Consider the following 17,234-nt stretch of genomic DNA (forward strand, 5'->3'; position numbering starts at 1 on the left):
TAGGAGCCCGGACGCCCGACCCGGATCTCCCACGGTGCGGTTATCTTCGGGGCATGATCCGGCTCCTGCCCCGGTCGACCCGGTGGCGGGTCGCCCTCTTCGCCGCGCTCGCGTCGGCGCTCGTCCTCGGCCTCGGGTCGTACTGGTTCGTGCAGGCCCTGCGCGGGGGCCTCGAAACCAGCGCGCGGGCCCGGGCGAGCGACAAGGTCGACGCACTGGTCGCGCTGCTGAACTCCGGGGTCGCTCCGGAGGACCTGCCGCGGCGGTACGCGAAGGGCGGTGGCTACATGATCAGCACGGAGATCGTCAACCGCTGCTCGACCGGGCGGGCCGAGCAGTTCCCCGACGACCAGCCGGTCCAGGTCTACGGACCGGACTGCGTCATCGTCCTGCCGTACGGCCTCGAGGACCAGGAGTACAGCGGCGCGGCGACCGGTGACGGCCGCTACCACGTCTCGGCCGGCGAGCAGCTCGACCCGGTCGGCCTCGAAACCGTCGCCACCGCCCAGCGGATCCTCTGGGGTGGCGTGCCCGCGGCCGCGCTGCTCGTCGGCGGGGTCGCCTGGTTCGCCGTCCGGCGGTCGCTGCGCGCGGTGGGCGCGATCCGCGCCGAGGTCGACGGCGTGCGCGCGGGCGACCTCGGCCGCCGCGTCCCGGTGCCCGACTCCGGCGACGAAATCACCGAGCTCGCCGTGACGATGAACGCGATGCTGGGCCGGCTCGACCGGTCGGTGCGGCGGCAGAGCCAGTTCACCGCGGACGCGTCACACGAGCTGCGGACGCCGCTGGCTTCCCTGCGCACCCAGCTCGAGGTGCAGCTCGCCCACCCCGATCGCCTCGACTGGCGGCGCAGCTGCGAAAACGCCGTGCTCGACGTGACGCGGATGGAGACCCTGACCGCGGATCTGCTGCTGCTCAGCAAGCTCGACGCGGACCAGCCGGCCCGCTCGGAACCGGTGGCGCTGGCGGACCTGGTGACCGCGCGGGACGGCGTCGAGGTGCGCGTCGAGGCGATGCCGGTGGTCCGCGGCCACGCCGGACGGCTGGAGCGCCTGCTGCGCAACCTCGTCGACAACGCCGAGCGCCACGCGAGGAGCCGCGTCACGATCACGATCACCGCGTCCGATGGCCAAGCCGTGCTCGGAGTTCAGGACGACGGCCCCGGCATCCCGGCCGAAGAGCGCGAGCGCGTGTTCGACCGGTTCGTGCGGCTGGACGCCGACCGCGCGCGGGAGGACGACGGCGGCGCCGGGCTGGGCCTGGCGATCGCCGCGGAGATCGCGCGCTCGCACGGCGGCACCTTGGCAGTCGCCGACAGCACGTCGGGAGCGCTTTTCGAGCTGCGGCTCCCGCTTGCCTGAAGACGTCTTCAGCTTGCTTAAGCTCCGGTTCAGCGTGGGCTCACGAGCATCCCGCCATGCTGATCGACTTCGCACCGGTCCAGGTGCGTACGCGCACGGTCCCCCACGTCGTCGCCGCAGTCGCCTTCGCCGGGTACGCCGGCTGGTCGCTGCAGCGGCTGCGGACGTTCGACGCGAGCGGGTTCGACCTGGGGATCTTCGAGCAGGTCGTCCGGTCGTACGCGCACGGGCACTGGCCGGTGGCGGACCTGCTCGGCAGGGGCGCGCCGGCGCTCGGCGACCACTTCCACCCGATCTTGGCGCTGCTGGCGCCGTTCTACCTGCTCTGGCCGTCGCCGGCGTGCCTGCTCCTCGCCCAGGCGTTCCTGTTCGCGCTGTCCGCGGTCCCGGTGACGCGGTGCGCAGTGCAGCTGCTCGGCCCTCGCCGGGGCGCGGTCGTCGGCGCGGGGTACGTGCTGTCGTGGGGGCTGCTGTCCGCGGTGAACTTCGACTTCCACGAGGTCTGCTTCGCCGTCCCGATGGTGGCGTTCGCCGCGGAGCACCTGCTGCGTGAACGCTGGCGGGCGGCGGTCTGGTGTGCACTGCCGCTGGTGCTGGTCAAGGAGGACCTGCCGCTGACGCTCGCCGCGGTGGGGGTCGTGCTGGTGCTCAAGCGGCAGCGACGGCTCGGCTGGGCGGTGATCGGCTTCGGCGTGGCCTGCTCGGCGCTGCTGTTCCTGGTGGTGCTGCCGGCGCTGAACCCGGCCGGCGCGTACGCGCACAGCGGCGGTCTGAACCCCTTCGGCGGCGCGATCGTCAAGGTCTCGATGCTGCTGGCCCTGCTGGTGCCGACGGCCTTCGCAGCGCTGCGGTCGCCGTTGGTGCTGCTGGCGGTGCCGACGCTGCTGTGGCGGCTGGTCTCGGCGAACGACCGCTACTGGGGCATGGGCTACCACTACAGCGCGGTCCTGATGCCGATCGTGTTCCTGGCGGGCCTGCACGGCGCCCGCCGGGCGGCCCGGCTGCTGCCGGCGTGCGCGTTGGTCGCCGGGCTGGCTTCGCTGGCCCTCCAGGCGGCCCACCTGACGAGCGGCGTCTGGACGCCGTCGCAGCGGGCGGGCATCGAGGCGGTGCTGACGCGCATCCCGGACGGCGCCACGGTGCTGGCGTCGAACCGGCTGGCCCCGCGGCTGACGTCCCGCTGCACGGTGCTGTTCTTCGACGGCGTGACGCGGGAGCGGCCGGAGTGGGTGGTGGTGGCCCGCCCGGAGCAGTCGTGGCCGACGACGCTGGCCACGAAGGCTCTCGCGGTCACGGAACTGGAGGCCACGGGGTATCGGCGCGTCGACGAGACGGACTCGGTCGTGCTGCTCCACCGTGCGTAGAAAGGCCGCAGCGGTAACCGGCCAGTCGGGGGGCGTGCCGGCCGGTTACCGCCGCACGAAGAAAGAGGGGGCCGCACGCCAAGAATGACGCGCGGCCCCCCGCTTCACCCGATCGAGTGACAAAGACGGATCAGGCCGGGTCGGCCAGGATCCCGTTCACGTACGACCCCGGGTGCGTGGCCGCGTCCTGGCGCAGGACCGGCAGGTCCGCCGGCCACTGTGCGGTGAGCGCGGATGTAGAACCCGGCGGGATCGTGTTCAGCTTCGTCGGCGTCCACGCCGGCTCGCCGGCCGCCGGCTTGAGCACCGTGATCGTCGCCGACGCCGTCGTCCCCGGCGTCACCTCGTTGTACTTCACGCCGTTGTCGACGCGCGGCAGGTGGTAGACCGGGCCGAACGTCGCGTCGTCCGGGCCGACCAGGTCGACGCCCGGCACGCCGTACAGGCCGCACGTGTGGTCCGTCGTGTTCCGGTAGGTCAGCGGGATGTCGTACTGACCCGGCGCGTCGTTCTTCTCCGCCGGCTTGCCCAGCAGGACCTCCAGGTCCGCCGTCGTGCAGCGCGGCGTCGCGGTCGACGCCGCCGCGACCCCGCCCCCGGAGCCGCCCGCCGGTGGCTGGACAGCAGCCGGAGCGGCCGTCGAAGTCCCGCACGCCGCCAGCGCGAACGCGCCGGCCGCCGTGCCGATCCCGAGCAAAATGCGCTTCATGTGGATTCCCCTCCCCGGATTCAGTTGCCGACCGGCGTGACCTGGACGGAATCGCCCTTCACGCCCGCACCCGCGGGCCACGCGACGCTCACCGGCTGGCCGAACGGCCCGGTCGGCAGGTCGAAGGTCACGAAGTCCGGCGTGGCCGACGGCGTCGCCGCCGAGCGCTGGACGATCCGCGACTCGGCCGGGTGGCCCGCGCGGAGGTTCACCGGCACGGACTCGCTGCCGTCCGGCGTCGCGGAGACCGCCAGCCGCTGCCCGCCGGCCAGGAACGCCACGGCCGTCGGCGCGCCTTCGAGCTTGCAGTTCGTCGTCGGCGCCGCCGCGGTGTAGGTGAGCACGTAGGCCTCGTGCCCGGCCGCGTGCGACGGGTCCGGCGCCACCGACACGCGGACGTCCGAAGCCCCGCACGGGTGGTCACTCGGCATGGCGTTCGCGGCCCCCGCCGCGAGCACCAGCCCGCCGGCCACCAGACCCCCGGTGAGCAACGCGGTCGCAGTGCGCTTCATGGTCGTCCTCCCTCGTTCCGTGATCAACTGGACTCACTGGAGGAGATGCCCAGGGCCCGCCCCGGGATGCGCCGGGATGGGGTCGATCACCGGAAAGCAACCTCGGCGAACCCGATACGTCAAAAGGAATGTCAGCTGCGGCCGAAGCAGACGAACGGCATCAACGGCTCGGCCTGAGCCGCGTCGGCCAGGGCACGCGCAGGGGGCGTGCCCGCCGACAGCGCGCGGTGGTAGGCCAGCATGACGCCGCCCGCCGTCCGGTCGTCGACCCGCGCCACGCTCGAAACCACGGTCCGGCTGCCGCCGTAGAGCAACGCCGCCGTGAAGCCGAGCACCTCGTCGCCCGCGCGGACCACCGCCTGCCCGACGTCGCACGACGACAGCACCACCTGCTCCGGCGCCGTCGCGAGCTGCTGGACGTCGTAGGCCATCAGCGGCCCGTCGGCCAGGTTGAGCCGGGAGAACAGCACGTTCTCCTGTTCGTGGTGGCCGTGCGCGGCGAAGTGCGCGAGACGGCAGCCGTCGAACGCCTTGAGCGTCGCCGCGACCGTCGCGTCCGGCCCGGTCAGCACCTCGGCCTCCGGGTAGAGCGGCGCCAGCGACGAAACCTCGGTCTCCGCGTGGATCAGGTCGGAGCCCGCGACCAGCAGCGGCGCACCGGCCGCCCGGCGTGGCCGGCGGCCCGCGTCGAGCCAGGCCGACGACGACGGCGTGACCGTCACCGGGCGGCCGTGCAACGTCGGCAGCAGACCCCAGGGGATGGCCGAAAGCGCGCCGGTCGGCACCACGACGACGTCGAGGTCGCCCAGCCGGGACGCCAGCGGCGCCAGCAGGATCGAGTCGAGCGCCGTGACCTGCGTCCGCACCGACCGGCGGATGACCTGGTCGAGCTTCGCCGGCAGCTGGCGCCCGCACAACGCGTCGAGGTCGCTGTGCAGCCGCGCGACCGGTTCGGCGACGGCCGACGCCGGGCCCAGCTCGATCAGCGCGACCCGGTGGTTCGCGATCACCTGCGCGCACAACGCGCCGTGGTCGGCGAGGAAGCAGACCATCGCGCTGCCGGTTTCGGCGAGCTCGTCGCCGACTTCGCGCAGTTTCGCCTCGGGGTGGTCGATGTCGGTGCCTTCGGCTTGCCACCCCTTGGCGCGGATCTCGCGTTCCAGCGCGGCGCACCGCTTCACGGCCTGGGCGTCCGGCTTCCCGGACAGCTCACCGGCGCGGATCTGCATCGAGAGGTACCGCAGCTCCGCCACGGCGTCGACGGTCTCCGGGTGCGCGGGCGGGCGCACCGGCCGGAACCGGAACGCCTGCGCGCGCGAGCGGTCGAGCCAGCGGAACACGACGCCGGGCGAGCGCTGGGCGAGCGCGGCGGCGAGACCGGCGTCGGCGAGCTCCTTGCCCAGCGACGTCGTCCCGGTCTGCAGGTCGATGCTGCCGAACCGGCCGCGGTGGCGCTCCAGCTGCGTCAACCCGGCGCGCGCGTTCGCGAACGTGACGCGCCGGTCGCCGGTCGCGGCCCCGAGTTCGGCCAGCGCCAGCCGCCGCACCAACCGGTTTTCCAGGGGCGCCGTCCGGCGGTCGCGCGGGGCGATGCCGGCGCGGGCGCCGTCGAGGTCGCCGAGCGCGATGCGCGCGCGGGCGGCCAGGAGCGCGGCGATTTCGGCGTCGTTGCGCAGCCCCAGCCCGGTGAGCCGAGCGGCCAGCGCGGTCGCCTCGGTGGCGACGCGGGCGATCCGCCGTCCGGCCGCGAAGTCCGCGCGCAGCACGGTCAGCTGCGCGACCGCGGCCCAGGTTTCGTTGCCACGACGGCGAAACCGCCGTTCGGCGCGGCCGGCCCAGCCGCGCGCGGCCGCCGGGTCACCGCTCGCCAGCGCGGCCAGGGCGCGGGTCAGCTCGGCTTCGGCGTGCTCCTGGTTCATCCGCAGCCGCGGGAACTGCTCGAGCGCCGCGTCGAGTTCGGCGGCGGCCTCCTGCGGCAGCCCGGCGGCGAGCAGCGCGCGGGCCTTGTCGACGGCCAGCACCGGCAGCATCCCGACGCTCTGTTCGGCGTAGAACCCGCTGGCCGCGTCGAAGTCCCGGAGCGCGCCGGGGATGTCTCCGGTGAGGACACGCGCTTGGCCGCGGCCGTGCGCGGCTTTCGCGAAGATCCGTTCCAAGCCTTCTTCCGACGCCTGCCCGGCGCCGATCTGCTCGCACTGGTCGAGGTCGGCGAGCGCGAGCCGGACGCGGCCGGCGTACTGGTGCAGCATGGCGCGGTTGAGCAGCGTCCTGGCGAGCACGACGAACTCGCCGGCCTGGCGCAGCAACGGGATCGCTTCGTCGAAGCAGACCAGCGCTTCGTCCATCCGGCCGATCAGGATGAAGACGAGACCCCGTTGCTGGCGCAGGATCCCGCGCCCGGCGTCCGAGACGAGGACGTCGGCTTCGTCGAGCAGGGCGAGGCCGCGGGTGCTGTTGCCGAGCGCGGTTTCGACGGCGGCGTACGTGCCGAGGACGCGCGTGGCGAGATCGGTCCAGGCGGGCCATTCCGGCGGCGGTTGCGCGGCGGGCAGGCCGAGCAGCCTTGCGGCGGAACGGATCAGGCGCCCGCCGACGACGGGCTGGCCGTTGTTGGTCGCCGCGACCGCACGCCGATGCAGGTCGCGCACCCGGTCTTCCGCCCTCGGCGACGCGACCACAGGCTGCCCTTCCGGCCGGGGCCGTCCCCCTCGGCCGAGAAGGACGTCCCGGATCGTACCTCCGGGCCGTGGCGGTCCGGGGGTTTTCGCCGGGTGGACAGCTTTTCACTTGTGGGCGCGGCGATCGGGGAGCCGCAACCCGTCACAGCTCGACAGCCGGGGTGCTCACCGTCCTCGACCGTCCCAAGGTCCGCACCAGCACCTGGACCATCCCGTGCGGCACCCCGCTCACCGCGAACCGCCCCTCGGCGTCCGATGTGGTCGTCAGCGGGCCACCCGCCGTGCGTACCTCGATCGGGTGTTCCGCGGGCGGGGTCAGCCAGCCGTCCAGCCGGATCGTCCCCCCGGGCTCGGGGCTCACGTTCACCATGATCGTCAGGCTCTCGCTGTCGAACGTGATCAGCCGGCCCTGCTCCGCGGCGCTTCGCGCGCTAGCCAGTTCCTCCTGTTCCCGGATCCGCATCACTTCGAGGTCGACGTCCTCCAGCTGGATCGCGAAGCGGATCTGCTCCACCAGCGTGGCGGGCATCGGGTCGGCGTCTTCCCACAGCTCGCGCACTCCGGCCAGCAGCCGGAAGTCGAGCTCGTCCAACGGCTCGTTCGCGCCGGGTGGTTCGACGGTGGTCACAGCCAATCTCCTTCGCCGTTGGCGAGTAGCTGCTCGCGCAGGCGCGCGAGGCAACGTCCCCTGGTCGGGCCGATACTCCCCCTCGGCATTCCCAGCCGGGCGCCCACTTCGGCGTAGTCCGGCCGGTGCACGAACGCCACGATCCGCAGCAGGCTGCGGCAGCGTTCGGGCAGGGAATCGACCGCGCGCCACAACCGCACGCGCTGGTCGTCCCTCAGCACCCCCTCCTCGGGTGCCGGTGACGCTTCGGCCAGCCGCTCCGGAAGCTCCGGCAACGGCCGCTCGACCTGGCGTTTTTCCCCAGCCCGCCAGGCCTCCCGCTTGGTCACGGTGATCAGCCAGCCGGTCAGCGCGACCGGCGAGCGGATCTCCGCGAACGAACCGAGCAGGCGCAGCCACGTCGTCTGCACGACGTCGGCGGCCTGATCGGCGTCCAGCCCCTGGTCCCGCGCGACCTGCCAGAGCAGCGGCGTGAGCAGGGAAACCAGTTCGTCCAGCGCCGCGCGGTCACCCGACCGCGCGGCGTCGAACAGTGCCGCTACCCGGCTGTGATCGGTCTTGGCCACGTTCACAGCGAGCCCAGCGCGGTCCAGGCGCGCTTGACGACGGTGTCGCGGTCGACCGTCGCCAGGTCGCCGGAGTGGACCAGGGCCTTGGCGATCTCGGCGGCGGCGAGCGGCGCCGCGAACGACGTCCCGTCCCAGACCGCGAAGCCGGCGCTGTAGTCGTCCGGGTCGAAGGACCCGCGGCCGGGCAGCTCGTGGTCGGCGGCGGCGCTGCCGCGGACGTCGTCCGGGTACGTGCTGACGATGCCGGCGCCGGTCGCCCAGCAGCGCACCCACGGGCCTTCGTTCGAGAACAGCGCCCGGCTCGCGCCGGCGTCGGGGTTGAGCGCGCCGACGCTGATCACCTGCGGGCCGCAGCCGCTGCCGAGCGGCTGGTCGGCGAACGCCGCCGGGTAGAAGCGGCGGGTGGTGGCGTCGTTGCCCGCGGCCGCGACGACCAGCACGCCCAAGGAGAGCAAGTCGGCGATCGCCGCGCCGAAGAGGCCTGTGAACGCGACGTCCGCCGGGTCCTCGACGTAGTAGCCCATCGAGAGCGAGACGATGTCGACCATGTCCTCGGGCCGGTGGTTCGCCTGCGCGTTCCGGACGCGGTCGGCCAGCAGGTGCAGCGCCAGCAGCACGTCGGCCTCGTACGCGACGCCGTCGCTGTGCACGACGCGGATCGCGAGCGTGTCGGCCTCGGGGCAGGCCTGCCGGATGATGCCGGCGATGAACAGGCCGTGCCCGGTGTCGGTGTCGATGTCGCCGATCAGCGGCTGGCCGGTCGTCGGCGCGTCCCAGTAGTCCGCGAGCAGCTGGGTCGGCAGGGAGCTCGACGCGAGCTCGGCCTGCAGGATCGCCGCCTGGATGTCGGGGGCGACGCGGAGGCCGGACCCGGCGGGCGGCGGGCCGCCGCGGTCGGCGACCCCGAACCAGCGGTGCGGGCCGATGCCGGTGTCGAGCACGGCGACGACCGGCCGCCGGTGGGCGGGCTTCTTGCTGCGGTAGGGCGGGTCCGCGGCCAGCGTCACCGGGATCCGGTTGGCGCCGTGCGTGCGCCCGTACGAGCTGCCCGCGCCGAACCCGCTGGTCTCCCACGGCGTGCCGCCGAGGCCGCTGGTCTCCCACGGCACCCCGCCGAACACCGGCGAGGTGAACAGCAGGTGCTCGACGGACACGTTCGCGACGATCTCCGGGTCGATCTCGGGCTTCTCCCCGGACGCGGCCGCGCGCAGCAGCTGCAGCGCCTTCCAGCAGTCGACGACGACGGGGTCGGAGTCCTGGCGGACGTTCAGCAGCGCGCGGGCGGGCAGGTCGTCGAGCTGCCGGGCGCGGGCGTACTCCTGCGAGTCGCCGCCCTCGTCGGCGGGGACGGCGTAGACGCCGATGCGGGCGAGCACCCGGTTGATCGCGGCCAGGGTCTCCTGGTCGCGCAGGTACCGGTTGGGGAGCAGGAAGGCGCCCGGCCGGTACACGGTCGTGCGCGGAACCGGCTGCCCGGCGGCGACGACCGCCGTGGCCGGGTCGAGCACCCGCGCGCCGTGCCGGTCGAGCAACTGTCTGGGCGGGGTCGGGAGCTCGTTGAGCGTGCTCGCGTCCTCCGCCGCCGTTTCCGCGGTCTCGTCCCGCACGAACTTGACGACCATCGGGTCCACCCTCCGCCATTGATCACTGATGGCACCCGGGAAAGACCCGTGGGCCGCCACCGGGATACGACACCGGCATCACGAATGGATAACGGTGACGGCAAACGGGTGAAGACGTATCTGACGGGTCCGGCTCACCCACTTGGCCCCCGGAAGTCACGGATGCATTCGGGGAGATCAGCATGGTTGTGCTCCGGTCGAGCGCGCAGGAGGCGGAGCGGCCCGCACCGGTCCGGGGGCTGGGCGGCGCGTTCACCCCGGACCCGGCGACCGGTGGTGGCAGCTTCGCGGTACCGCTCGACCTGCCACCGGGTCCCGGCGGCGTCGCGCCCGCGCTGGCCCTGCGCTACACGACCGGCGCGCCGAACGGCGTCTTCGGCGGCGGGTTCGCGCTCCCGCTGCCGCACGTCCGGCTGAGCGACGGCCGGGCGCGCTCCGGCGCCGAGGGCAGGCTGGTCCGCCGCGGCGACGGGTTCGTGCTCACCACCCGTTCGGGGGTCCGGCACCTGCTCGGCACGACCGACGGCGGCCGGTCCGCCGGCACCGCCTGGTACCTCGAACGGACCGAGGACGCGTTCGGGAACGCCGTCGACTTCGGCTGGGCGCACCACAGCGGGCAGGCGTACCTCGCGCGCGTGTCCTACGGCCCGTACGAGGTCGACTTCACCTACGAGGAACGGCCGGACGTGCTGCGCTGGGGCCGCAGCGGCACCCTCGTCACGACGGCGTTGCGGTGCACCCGCGTCGACCTGCGGGTGCCGTCGGACGCGCGGCCGCTCGTCCGCCGGTGGCACCTCGGCTACGACGAGGACGAGGTCACCGGTGCTTCGCTGCTGACATCGGTCGCGCTCACCGGGTTCGACGCGCACGGCGCCGAGGCGGCCGCGCCGGTGCTGCGACTGGCCTACGCCCGCTCGGAACCGCCGGCGCCGCGGCGGGTCCACGTCGCCGCTCCGGCCCGTAGCGGCGGCGGGGGTGCCGGCGTGCTGCTGCTCGACGACTCCGTGCCCGGCTTCTCCCTCGACCCCGTCGGCCTCCCGCGCACCGGGCGGCTGAGCGAGATCGACAACGGGCTCGGGCTGCACACGTCGGTCGAGTACGCGACCGTCGGGACGGTCCCGGTGGTCCGGCGCGTCACGCGGCACGAGGCCGGCACGGGACAGACGGGCGTGACGGAGTTCTCCTACCACGACGGCTTCGGCCGCGTCGTCCAGGACGAGCTCGGCGACGAGTACGCGCCGACCCTGCGGACCGTGCGCTGGTTCGGCGACGGCGGGCTCCTCGACAAGGAGGAGGTCTACGGTCTCGACGGGTCCACTGTGGAGGATCGGCCGTACGTCCGGGTGGAGCACGCTCGCCGTCCGAAGTGGACCCGGTCGGTGACGACCGACTTCGAGCGCCGCGACCGGCCGGTCTCGGTGACCACGACGGAGACGGACTTCGACACCGCGGGCAACCCGGTCCGGGAGGTGGAAACCGTCAAGCGGCCCGGCCGCGAGCCGGTCGTCCGCGACACCCGCACGACGTACGCGACGGCTCCCGAGCGCCGGTTCGCCGCGCTGCCCGCGCGCGTCCGGGCCGTGGACGGCGCTGGGAAGGTCCTGTCGGACCGGGTGTTCCGGTACGACGAGCGGCCCGACGGCGCCGCCGGTTCCCACGGCCTGCTGACCGCGCGGGAGGAGCTGGCGCTCACCGACGCGCTCGTCGCCGCCGTCTACGGCCCGGTCGTGCCGGACTTCCGGCACCACGGCTACCACCGCCGCGCCGGCGAGGACGGCTGGTGGGTGACGACGTTCCACGGGCGGCTCGACACCGTCGCCGGGCTGCGCACCACGACGACCGGGCCGCACGGTCACACCCACGAGGTGCGGTATTCGGCCGACCGCTGCTTCCCCGAGGTGTTCTCGGACCCGCTGGGGAACGTGACGACGACGCGCCACGACGTCCGCACGGCGCGCGTGTGCGAGGTGACCGACCCGGCGGGCGCGGTGACCGCGGTGACGCACGATCCGCTGGGCCGGCCGGAAACCGTGGTGCGGCCGGGTGATTCGGCGGACCTGCCGACCGTCCGGTACCGCTACGACGGGGCCCGGGTGACGACCGAGCAGCGCGCGGTGTCCGGCGAGGCCGAGGTGCTGGTGACCTCGGAGCTGCGCGACGGCGCCGGCCGGCTGGTGCAGCGCCGCCACGCGGAGCTGCTCGGCGACGTCGTCGACGAGCACCACGAGTACTGCGCGCGCGGCCTGGTGTGCCGCACGAGCCGGGCTTTCCCCGCGTCCCAGCCGCCGGGCTCGTTCGAGACGTTCCGGTACGACGCCCTCGGCCGTCCACTGGGGACGTCCACATCGGACGATCCGGCGGTGGTCGTGCGGGACCTGCTGGGCCGGGAACTGCGTGACGCGGACGGCGTCGTGCACGCGAGGGACGCCGCCGGCAACGCGGTCGAGACGCGGACCGCGAGCGGGCACACGGTGTACCGCGTGCACGACGCGGCCGACCGGGTGGTCGCGGTGCTGGTCGACGACCCGGGCGGCACCCCGGTCACGACGTTCACCTACCACGACGGCGGGCTCCCGGTGCCCCTCGAAGCGGGTCCGCACAGCTGCGGGCGGCTCGTGCGCGTCGCCGACGAGTCCGGCGTGACGCTGTTCGGCTACGACCCGCTCGGCCACCCGGTCCAGCGGCGCTGGCGGCCGGCGCACATCGCGGTCGAGTACCGGCTGGACGTCACCCGCCGAGCCGACGGGCGGCTGTCCGAAGTGGTCTACCCGGACGCGGGCGACGGACGGCTGACCGTCCGCCACCAGTACGACGAGGTCGGGCGGCTGGTGAGCGTGCCGGGGTTCGTCGACGCCGTCCAGTACGACCTGCGCGGCCGCCGGACGGCGGTGCACTACGCGAACGGCGTGAGCGAGCACTTCACGCCGGAGCACGTGGTCCGCGGACCGGGTGGTTTGCTGCGCCCGATCGCACCCGGGACGCCGGCGCAACCGCGGCAGGGCAGCGAAATCCGCGACGCGTTCGGCAGGCTGCGCGGGGTCCACGGCGACGACGGCGTCAACGCGCTGTACGGCTACGACCACTCGGGCCGCCGGGTCCGCACGCTGACGACGACCGGAACGCACATCCACGAGGTCCTGACCCCGGACGACCTGTACGCGATCGAGGACGGCGAGCTGGTGGTCGTGGTGGCGGGCACGGTCCGCCAGCACGCGGACGGCCACCGCGAGTACCTGCACTTCGACGAGCACGCGGAGGTAGCCCTGATCACCGACGGCACCGGCGCGGTCATCGAGGCTCCCTGACCCGAGCGGGTCAGTCCAGCACCGCCAGGTCCAGGCGGTTGAGGCGCTCGGGATCCGCGAGGATGTCGATCTCCACGATGCGCCCGCCGGCCACCGTGAAGCCCAGCACCGAGAACGGCTTCCCCTCTCGGGTCGCCACCACGCCCGCCGCGCCGTTGACCACCGCGTGGCGGACCGCCGCGCCGTCCGCGCCGAGGCGGGAGAACGTCAGCGCCTGGCCTGCCACCGCCGCCGGGCCGTGGACCTCGACCGAGCCGCCCATCGCCGTGCCGCGGTCCGCGCGCAGCACGACCTCCGGGTCGAGGACCGACACCAGCGCGTCGAAGTCGCCTTCGCGGGCCGCCGCCAGGAAGGCCTCGACCACTTGGCGCTGCCGGGAGAGGTCCGGGTCCGGTGCGACCGGGGCGCCCTGGACGCGGCGCCGGGCGCGGCTGGCCAGCTGGCGGGTCGCCGCCTCGGAGCGGCCGACGATCGGGGCGATCTCCTCGAACGGCATCGCGAACATGTCCCGCAGCACGAACGCCAGCCGCTCGGCCGGGGTGAGCGTGTCGAGCACCACCAGCAGCGCGAGGCCGACCGAGTCCGCCATCAGCGCCTCGTGCTCGGGCCCGGCGTCGTCGCGGCTGATGATCGGGTCGGGCACCACCACGTCCCACGGCTCCTCGCGCCGGGCCTTGCGCGAGCGCAGCATGTCCAGGCAGACGCGCCCGACGACCGTCGTCAGCCAGCCGCCGAGGTTCTCGACCGCGGTCGTGTCGCTGCGGCTGAGCCGCAGCCACGTCTCCTGCACGGCGTCCTCGGCTTCGCTCAGCGAGCCCAGCATCCGGTAGGCGACCGAGCGCAGGTGACTCCGGTGGGTCTCGAAGCCGCGGGCCAGGATCTCGTCGTTCACGGGCACGTCCTTTCGCGTCACCACTCTGACGTATCCCACGACAGCGTTGTGACAGGTCTGACGACTGCATCCCGCTGAGCGGCATCTTCCCTTGACGTACGATATATCACCGCATAATCATCGGATCTCTCCGACGAAGGAGAGGCCATGAGAGTCCGAGCCTGCCTCGCCGCGGTCATCGTGCTGCTGGCGACCCTGGTCACCCCCGCGCACGCCGAGCTGTACCACCCGCGCCAGGACTGGCTGCGGGCGTCGACCGCCGGCCTGTTCCTGCACTGGGGCATGTTCACCGCGCCGCGGCACACCGACTGCGCCGCCTGGGAGCGCGACGTCACCGCCGGCAGCTGGACGCCGGGCTACTGGATCGACGAGGCGACCAAGCTCGGCGCGTCCTACGTCGTCCTCACCACCTTCCACAGCCGGCTGGGCTACGCGCGGCCGTGGCCGTCGAAGATCCCGGGCAGCTGCTCGACCCAGCGCGACTTCCTCGGCGAACTGATCGCCGCGGGCCAGGCCAAGGGCGTCCGCGTCATGCTCTACATGACCGACGACCCCCAGTGGCACAACGAGACCGGCCACGAGTCGCTCGACTCGGCCGCCTACTCGGCGTACAAGGGGCACCCCGTCGACCTGACCACCCGTCCGGGGTTCGGCGAGTACAGCTACGACCTGTTCGACGAGGTCATGGACCGCTACTCCGGCCTGGCCGGCTTCTGGATCGACAACGACAACGAGTACTGGGAGCAGCACGGGCTCTACGAGCACATCCGCGAAAAGCGGCCGTCCTGGCTGCTGAGCAACAACAACGAGGACACGCCGATCATGGACACGGTCAGCAACGAGCAGAAGACCGGCATGACGCCGTCCTACGACTACCCGCAGGCGATCTACACGCCGATGCCGCGGCTCACCGAGGCCGACTACAAGCTGCCGACCAACGGCGACTGGTGGTACAGCGGCGGCGACCAGGCCGTCGACTTCCGGCTCTCCACCGGCCGCTACATCACGAACGCCGGTTCGTCGATCAAGTCGCTGATGGCCGAAACCGCCATGCTGAACGGGAAGTTCCCGCCGCAGCAGGAGGCGTTCAACAACTTCATGGCGTCCTGGACCCAGCCGATCAGGAAGACCTTGGGAGGCACCGAAGGCGGCGGCTACATGTACGGCGGGATGCAGCCCGGCTTCTGGAACGACGGCGCGCACGGCGTCATCACCGTGCAGGGGAAAACCCAGTACGTGCACGTCGTCACGCGGCCGTCGACGAACCTGGTCCGCCTGCGCGACAACGGCTACCGCGTCACGGGAGTGTCCGATGTGCGCACCGGCAAGCCGATGCGGTTCGCCCAGTCCGGCGGCTACCTGTCCATTCTGGACATCACGGACTGGGACGCCTACGACACCGTGTTCCAAGTGGACACCGCGGGGCAGCAGTACTTCTACGACAAGAGCACGATCAAGGCGACCGCGTCGGCGTCGGCGCCCGGGCACCCCGCGGCGAACCTCACCGACGGCAGCTACCTGAACTACTGGGACGCCGGCGGTCAGCAGCCGGTGTCGGTGACGCTGGACCTCGGCAAGAAGCGGTCCACGGCGTACCTGGCGGTGCACGAGCGCGAGTCGTCGCCGACGGCCGCACGCGAATCCTTCGGCCGTGCCGAGGACTCCGCGCGGATCAAGGACTACCGCGTCTACGCCAGTGACGACGGGAAGAACTGGGGCACGCCGGTGCGCACCGGCGCCCTGCCGAGCACCCGCGGCGTCCAGTTCGTCGACGTCGGCGAGGTGCACGCGCGCTACCTCAAGCTCGAGGTGCTGAACACGTGGTCGGGCCCGCAGGCCAAGCCGTTCTTCCACCAGCTCGCGATCGACGAGATCGACGTCGCCTACGGCTACCCCGACCCCCGCGGCGAGGTGCCGCTGGAGGCGGAGTCGTGGCGCAACGGCTTCGAGGGCAAGGCGTCCCCGGTGTGGTGCGAGGCGTGCTCGGGCACCGCGGCGGTCACCGGCCTCGACCGCGGCGCGGTCGTCTACCGGAACGTCCAGGCCACGGGTCCGTCGAGGCTGCAACTGGACACGGCCGCGCCGGGCACGCTCTCGGTGAGCGTGAACGGCGCCGCGCCGATCACCGTCGACGCCCCGGCCGCGATCGCCGCGCCGCTGACCGCCGGCGCCAACACCATCAAGGTGTCGGGCACGGCCGCCCTCGACCGGATCGCGGTGGCACCGCTGCCACCCGAGTCGTACACCCCGAAGACGACGCTGACCGTCGAACCGGCCGGGGTGCAATGGGTTTCGCCGGGACAGCAGGTCCTGAAGATCACGGCTTCGCTGCGGCTGGACGTCGACGACCCGATCGGCCAGGTGTCGCTGGCCCCGGTCCTCCCGGCCGGCTGGACGCTCCAGGGCGCCCCGGTGACCGCGGCGAACCTGCGGCTCGGCCAGGTCCTGAGTGGATCGTGGACGGTGACCGCCCCGGCCGCCCAGGACGTCACCGTCCCGGTGACGGCGAACTTCACGACACTCGGGCGCGCGAAGTCGGTCAGCAAGCCGGTGCAGGTCCGGCAACGGCCGGCCGACCGCGTGTTCATGCGCGAGGCCGAGGACTCGGCGAACGACATCGGCGACGCCGGTGTCACGAGCTGCTCGGCGTGCTCGGGCGGGCAGAAGGTGCGCAACATCGGCGGCAGCGCGGGCGCGGCGGTGACGTTCCCGGGCGTCACGGCCGGCGCCGCCGGTCAGTACACCTTGTACCTCGACTTCACCGTCAACGGCGACCGGTCGTACTTCGTCTCGGTCAACGGCGGCGCGCCGGTCGAGGTGAAGGTCAGCGGCGCCGGCAACAGCACGCCGTACACCACTTCGGTCCCGGTGACGCTGACCGCGGGCGCCAATGCGATCCGGATCGGCAACGACTCCGGCGGGGCACCGGATCTGGATCGGGTTTCACTGGGTTAGCTCGCGCAGGACCCGGGCCGGGTCGATGTCGACCGCCCGGCCCGGGTCCCCGCCCGCCGCGCTCCAGGCGACGGTCACCCAGAGCTCGGCGTAGTCGCCGCGTTCGACGCCGGGCAGCTGCCAGGTGAGCCGGCCGCCGCCGAGTTCGACGGCGTCGGCCAGCTGCTTCGACCAGTACGGCGGCACGTGCTGCCCGGCGCGGGAGCAGTGGCGCAGCTCTTCGGCGCTCGGGCCGCCGACGCTCACCGCGGCTTCGGCCGTCTCGATGGTGAAGGCGCTTTCCCCGCCCCGGACGTCCTCGGGCGCACCGGCCAGCTCGGCCTGGACGACGAACTCGCTGACGTCTTCCCTGGCCAGCACCCGGAAGATCGTCGTCTCGCGGGTCACGCCGGGTTCGCCCGAACCGGTGGCTCCGGAGAGCACGTCGAGCCGGACGGACTGGTGCCGCCACCGGCACAGCCGCGCGCCCGAGCCGAGACCCCAGGTGAGCTCGGGTCTCGCGGGCACGTCCCAGCCACCGGCGCGGACGGCGAACCGCACGTCCCCGAGCGGGGTGACGACGTCGAGCGCCCGCGGAGCCGTCCGCGCCAGCACTTCGGTGTCCAGCATGCAGACATCCTTACCCCGGCCGGGGACCAG

The 17,234-nt window shown here is 73.1% G+C and carries 12 protein-coding genes; 4 read left to right on the forward strand and 8 right to left on the reverse strand.

Going from position 1 to position 17,234, the window contains the following annotated elements; translation table 11 throughout:
- Positions 1-53 precede the first annotated feature (53 nt).
- Both ACWEVP_RS25280 and ACWEVP_RS25285 read left to right on the forward strand, forming a co-directional pair.
- The gene (locus ACWEVP_RS25280; RefSeq protein WP_452065035.1) at positions 54-1,361 is read left to right on the forward strand and encodes a sensor histidine kinase; all 1,308 of its coding nucleotides are present in this window, start codon (positions 54-56) and stop codon (positions 1,359-1,361) included.
- A 56-nt stretch (positions 1,362-1,417) separates the two neighbouring features.
- Positions 1,418-2,725: a DUF2079 domain-containing protein gene (locus ACWEVP_RS25285; RefSeq protein ID WP_452065036.1), complete on the forward strand. Its 1,308-nt coding sequence runs from the start codon at positions 1,418-1,420 to the stop codon at positions 2,723-2,725.
- A gap of 130 nt (positions 2,726-2,855) precedes the next feature.
- Here the strand turns inward: ACWEVP_RS25285 and ACWEVP_RS25290 are convergent, their stop codons facing one another.
- The 6 genes from ACWEVP_RS25290 to ACWEVP_RS25315 form a co-directional block, all read right to left on the reverse strand.
- A complete protein-coding gene (locus ACWEVP_RS25290) occupies positions 2,856-3,434 on the reverse strand; it encodes a DUF4232 domain-containing protein (RefSeq protein ID WP_452065037.1) in 579 nt (192 codons plus the stop codon).
- A gap of 20 nt (positions 3,435-3,454) precedes the next feature.
- A complete protein-coding gene (locus ACWEVP_RS25295) occupies positions 3,455-3,946 on the reverse strand; it encodes a DUF4232 domain-containing protein (protein ID WP_452065038.1) in 492 nt (163 codons plus the stop codon).
- Positions 3,947-4,077: 131 nt separating this feature from the next.
- The gene (locus ACWEVP_RS25300; protein WP_452065039.1) at positions 4,078-6,594 is read right to left on the reverse strand and encodes a CHAT domain-containing protein; all 2,517 of its coding nucleotides are present in this window, start codon (positions 6,592-6,594) and stop codon (positions 4,078-4,080) included.
- A gap of 172 nt (positions 6,595-6,766) precedes the next feature.
- The gene (locus ACWEVP_RS25305) at positions 6,767-7,252 is read right to left on the reverse strand and encodes a hypothetical protein (RefSeq protein WP_452065040.1); all 486 of its coding nucleotides are present in this window, start codon (positions 7,250-7,252) and stop codon (positions 6,767-6,769) included.
- Positions 7,249-7,824, reverse strand: a complete 576-nt coding sequence (locus ACWEVP_RS25310) for an RNA polymerase sigma factor (RefSeq protein WP_452065041.1) — start codon at positions 7,822-7,824, stop codon at positions 7,249-7,251. The genes ACWEVP_RS25305 and ACWEVP_RS25310 overlap by 4 nt, the downstream gene beginning before the upstream one ends.
- Complete coding sequence (locus ACWEVP_RS25315) at positions 7,821-9,443, reverse strand: S8 family serine peptidase (protein WP_452065042.1); 1,623 nt, start codon at positions 9,441-9,443, stop codon at positions 7,821-7,823. The genes ACWEVP_RS25310 and ACWEVP_RS25315 overlap by 4 nt, the downstream gene beginning before the upstream one ends.
- 182 nt (positions 9,444-9,625) lie before the next feature.
- On the opposite strand from ACWEVP_RS25315, the gene ACWEVP_RS25320 reads away from it, so the two are divergent.
- Positions 9,626-12,748: a SpvB/TcaC N-terminal domain-containing protein gene (locus ACWEVP_RS25320; protein WP_452065043.1), complete on the forward strand. Its 3,123-nt coding sequence runs from the start codon at positions 9,626-9,628 to the stop codon at positions 12,746-12,748.
- 10 nt (positions 12,749-12,758) lie between these two features.
- Here the strand turns inward: ACWEVP_RS25320 and sigJ are convergent, their stop codons facing one another.
- Positions 12,759-13,640, reverse strand: a complete 882-nt coding sequence (gene sigJ / locus ACWEVP_RS25325; RefSeq protein WP_452065044.1) for an RNA polymerase sigma factor SigJ — start codon at positions 13,638-13,640, stop codon at positions 12,759-12,761.
- A 147-nt stretch (positions 13,641-13,787) separates the two neighbouring features.
- Between sigJ and ACWEVP_RS25330 the strand changes: the two genes are divergently transcribed.
- Positions 13,788-16,595 (forward strand): alpha-L-fucosidase, encoded by a 2,808-nt coding sequence (locus ACWEVP_RS25330; protein WP_452065045.1) that lies wholly within the window; start codon positions 13,788-13,790, stop codon positions 16,593-16,595.
- Here the strand turns inward: ACWEVP_RS25330 and ACWEVP_RS25335 are convergent.
- The gene (locus tag ACWEVP_RS25335) at positions 16,584-17,204 is read right to left on the reverse strand and encodes a hypothetical protein (protein WP_452065046.1); all 621 of its coding nucleotides are present in this window, start codon (positions 17,202-17,204) and stop codon (positions 16,584-16,586) included. The genes ACWEVP_RS25330 and ACWEVP_RS25335 overlap by 12 nt on opposite strands.
- Positions 17,205-17,234: the final 30 nt, after the last annotated feature.

This window comes from Amycolatopsis sp. NPDC003865 (assembly GCF_053605345.1).